The sequence below is a fragment of the Actinomyces sp. MRS3W genome, from assembly GCF_032465695.1.
Classification (GTDB): Bacteria; Actinomycetota; Actinomycetes; order Actinomycetales; family Actinomycetaceae; genus Actinomyces.
In genome coordinates this window covers 1-3,109 of the sequence record NZ_JAWDJJ010000099.1, presented here as the reverse complement: position 1 = coordinate 3,109, position 3,109 = coordinate 1, and the positions used below count along the sequence as shown (strand labels likewise).

The window sequence follows — 3,109 nt, the reverse complement described above, 5'->3', positions numbered from 1 at the left end:
AGCACCACCAGCGCCGAGGCCAACACCGCCCCGGACCAGCCATGCAATGCCGCGAGCACCGCGCCGGCGCCGATGATGGCGGGCATGGGGTAGCCGGCCCAGGCGGTGAGGCAGCGCCCGATTCCGCGGCTGCGTCCGGAGGTGATCGCGCGGCCGGACAGGTCCCCCTCCACGACGAAGCCGTGGAAGCGCCGTCCCACCGCCATGCCCACGGCGGCGTGTCCGGCCTCGTGCACGAGGGTGGTCAGCGCCCGAGCCCACCGCCGCACCTGTGGCAGGCCCCAGGCCAGGGCCACCACGACGACGGCGGGCCACAGCATGCGCGGATCCGGCGGCGTCGAAGCAGACAGGCGGGCGAGGACGGCATCCCACGAAGTCGTGATCACCGGCCGCAGTCTGCCAGGCGCCCCTGTGCGGACCCTGTCGATGCCCACACGGGGTTCGCGCCAAGCAGGCCAGAACCGCTCACATCCCGGGACGGGTTCACGCTGTTCAGCCAACGGGTGCGCCTGTGTGCTGACGACTCGGCACATGAGCTGACAGTTCGTACCTTCGGGTCAACGATTCGTACTTTCGCTTGACGGTTCGGCACCCTAGCTGCCGAACCGTCGCGGGAACTGCCGAAGCGTTCATGCCAAGTGCCGAACCGTCGGGTTACGTGCCGAAGCGTCGTATCCACGCCGGGGTTGATCGACGCGCCCGGACACGAACCCGCCACTCATCTGGGCCGACGGAGACCGACCCTCGCCACGCGCGGCAGCATGAGCGTCTCTACCTGTGGAATCGATCGTCTAGGGTCGCGCTATGCCAGAGACGCCGTATGTTCCGCCGGCCGTCGGCCGCCTGGTGGTGGCCGCCGCCGTTCTGGACCGTCTTCCGGGCACGGTCCCGCCTTCGACGCTGCTATGTGCGGCCCGCGCCTATCCGACAGAACACGCCGGCCAGTATGAGTTCCCCGGTGGGAAGGTGGAGCCCGGGGAAACACCAACCGATGCCCTCATGCGCGAATTGGCGGAGGAGCTCAATGTCTCGGTTCACCTGGGCAACGAGGTCGCCCCCGCGCCCGAGCTTGCCGTGGCGCCGCCGACGACGCGCCCTCGTACTGCCCGGACCAAGGCCTCCGCCCGCACCGGGGCCGCCGCCCCTGTTTCCCGCACCGACGCCGCGATCTCCGCCCGACGCGTCCAGCCAATGCGCACCGAGGCGGATACTGACGTCTTCCCCGGGGACGACCGCCCCGCCTGGCCGGCCATGCACGGCTACCGCATGCGCGTCTGGCTAGCTGAGCCCATCGGGGCACCCCGGCTCGGCGCAGCACACGCCGCACTGAGTTGGGTTCCGTTGAATAAGGTCGATTCCCTGCCTTGGCTGCCCGCCGACCGGCCCATCCTGGATGCCATTCGCCACGCCCTCGAATGACTGACCCGTTCCAACGGGTGCGTCTGGCGCGAATACGAACCACCTGCCCCACCAACCAGACACCGCACGTCGTTACCGTCATTAGTGCCGGTTTCGGCACGTCATTAGTGCCGGTTTCGGCACGTCATTAGTGCCGGTTTCGGTGAGGGCGGGGTGATCGGATGCTGACACTTCTCGCTTGTTCGTCACCTCGTGGGTTAGGGTGTCCTCATGCCGAAGATTATGGGCAATTCACTCGCCGAGCACCGCGAGCGCACCCGCCGAGCCCTGTTTGATGCGTTGTCCGACCTGCTGGCCCAGCGGCCCTTCGACAAGATCACCCTGTCCGACGTGGCCGCCCGCGCCGGGGTCGGCCGCACTGCGGTCTACAACCACTTCACGGACAAAGAAGACCTCCTCCTGGCCTTCATGGAGCATGAGACGGGCCGCTACGCCAAGGAGCTCACCCGCATCCTCACCAACGTTGAGGACCCCATCGATCGGCTGCGCATCTACGTGCGCCAGCAGGCGCTCATCAAGCGCCACTACCACTTCCCGTCGGGCGGGCCGCTGGCCAACTCCGTGTCCCGCAGCACCGCCGGCCGTCTGCACGCACATGCCGGATACATGACGGCGATGCTCACCCAGATCCTCTCCGACGCCATGGACTCCGGCGCCATCCCCCGGCAGGACCCGGCCCTGGTCATCCCGCTCATTCACGCCTGCGTCCTGGGCGGACGCCCCACGCCGACGGAGCCGCGCGCCCGCGCCGCCTACCTCGATGCCCTGGACGTGTTCGTGCTGCGCGCCGTGGGGGCGCCGACGCCGGACCATGCCGTGCCCGTGGCCCCGCCGACGCACGCCACCGAAGCGGCACGGTCGGCCGCGCGGGCCGCTGGCTGAGGCGCACGCGTCCACGCCCCGCTCATCGGCAGCATCCCACTCACCGCGAGCTCACCACTTACGGCCGTCACCACCGTTGATGCCGGTGCCGGGGGTGGCGTTGGCGTCGCCGTTGCGGTCCTCGAGGCTGCGGCGTTTAGCGTCGGTGGGCGTCGGGGACGGGCTCGGTGACGCCGAGGATTCCGGAGTTGCTTCCCCGCTCGACTGCCCGGTCGCCGTTGGCTCCGGCGTCGGCGAGGTCGAGCCGCCGCCCGTAGAAGTCGGCTCAGGGGTCGGCGTGGAAGTCGGAGGGTCCGACGGCGTGCTGCTCGGATCCGGCTGCGGCTCAGGCGGCGGGGGCACCTCGCACTCGCCGGCCGCCTGCGTGGCCGCGTCCTGCTCCGCCTCGACGGTGGCGGTATCACCGGCCTCCTCGGCGGCGCTCGCCAAGGACATGTGCGTGACGTACAGGTTGACGCGCACGAGGCATTCGGGAGCGTTCGGGTCGCGGACGGTGACCGCGTTCCCATCGGCGTCCTCCGCCTGAACCATGCCCGCGGCGGGAGCGGTCTTCAGCGCCTCCTCCAGCTGCCCGACCGCGGCGTCGAGCTGGTCGTCGAGCAGCTGCGCGGTACCCAGGTTGTAGTGGACGCGCCACTGCTCCAGCCACGGGTTGAGGGTGGCGACGCTCCGATAGCGTCCGACCGCAGTGGCGTAGTCGCCGGCGACAGCGGCCCGGTTGGCGGCGATCGTCAACACCGAGACGACCAGCATCCACACGGCGACCACGGCGACGACGACGGCCGGGATCCCCTGCCATGTCAGCAGC

At 69.9% G+C, this 3,109-nt stretch carries 4 protein-coding genes; 2 read left to right on the top strand and 2 right to left on the bottom strand.

What is annotated here, in order from left to right; all coding sequences use genetic code 11:
* Positions 1-386 (bottom strand): M50 family metallopeptidase (locus tag RWX45_RS03045; protein ID WP_316022311.1); only part of this gene is annotated, 386 nt, incomplete at its 3' end.
* A gap of 418 nt (positions 387-804) precedes the next feature.
* On the opposite strand from RWX45_RS03045, the gene RWX45_RS03040 reads away from it, so the two are divergent.
* Both RWX45_RS03040 and RWX45_RS03035 read left to right on the top strand, forming a co-directional pair.
* Positions 805-1,419 (top strand): NUDIX domain-containing protein, encoded by a 615-nt coding sequence (locus RWX45_RS03040; protein WP_316022310.1) that lies wholly within the window; start codon positions 805-807, stop codon positions 1,417-1,419.
* A 210-nt stretch (positions 1,420-1,629) separates the two neighbouring features.
* Positions 1,630-2,301 (top strand): TetR/AcrR family transcriptional regulator, encoded by a 672-nt coding sequence (locus RWX45_RS03035; RefSeq protein WP_316022309.1) that lies wholly within the window; start codon positions 1,630-1,632, stop codon positions 2,299-2,301.
* A gap of 51 nt (positions 2,302-2,352) precedes the next feature.
* Here RWX45_RS03035 and RWX45_RS03030 read toward each other — a convergent pair.
* Positions 2,353-3,109: hypothetical protein (locus RWX45_RS03030; protein WP_316022308.1), on the bottom strand; the 757-nt coding region annotated here is incomplete at its 5' end.